This is a genomic window from Alishewanella sp. WH16-1, from assembly GCF_001441695.1.
GTDB lineage: Bacteria > Pseudomonadota > Gammaproteobacteria > Enterobacterales > Alteromonadaceae > Alishewanella > Alishewanella agri.
Genome location: NZ_LCWL01000065.1, coordinates 1 through 678 on the forward strand (window position 1 = coordinate 1; position 678 = coordinate 678).

Annotated in this window: 1 protein-coding gene; it reads left to right on the plus strand. The window is 51.5% G+C overall.

Features of this window, described 5'->3' with window-relative positions; all coding sequences use genetic code 11:
* Window positions 1–678, plus strand: a 678-nt coding sequence (locus tag AAY72_RS06055) for a transposase (RefSeq protein WP_156411289.1), incomplete at both ends; no start/stop codon positions are given.

The following is a 678-nucleotide window of genomic DNA, read 5'->3' on the forward strand; positions in this document are numbered from 1 at the left end:
CTTGACCATCGCACCGTGGATGGCCGCCACGGCATCATCACGGATACCTTCGTGACACCGGGGAATGTGCATGATAGCCAGCCTTATCTGGCCAGATTAGACCGTCAGCTTGAGCGCTTTAAGTTTAGTCCGATAGCCGTTGGCTTAGATGCGGGCTACTTTACGGCACCGCTTTGCCATTTAATCCGGGAGCGGCAAATTGCGCCGGTTATTGCCTACCGTCGTCCCAATGTCACCGCTAATCCGATTAAGAAGAAGCAATTTACCTATGATAAAACAACCGATACCTATCGTTGCCCCCAAGGTGAAATCCTGACTTACAGCACGACAGACCGTCAGGGCTACCGGCATTATCAGTCTAACCCTAAAGTGTGTCAGGATTGCCCGCTACGCCAGGACTGCACGAAGAACAAGCAGTATAAGAAAACGATAACCCGGCATGTCTGGGAAGAGGATAAAGAGCATGTGAGCGGGTTGCGGCTGCTGTCGTGGGGTAAGAAGATTTACAACCGACGAAAAGAGACGGTTGAACGCAGCTTCGCGGACGCAAAACAGCATCATGGCCATCGCTATGCACGGTTCCGTGGTCTGGCGAAAGTGCAGATGCAGTGTTTACTGGCGGCGGTAGCGCAAAACATCAAGAAAATGGCCTTGCTGGCCTTTTTATCGCTTTTTTAT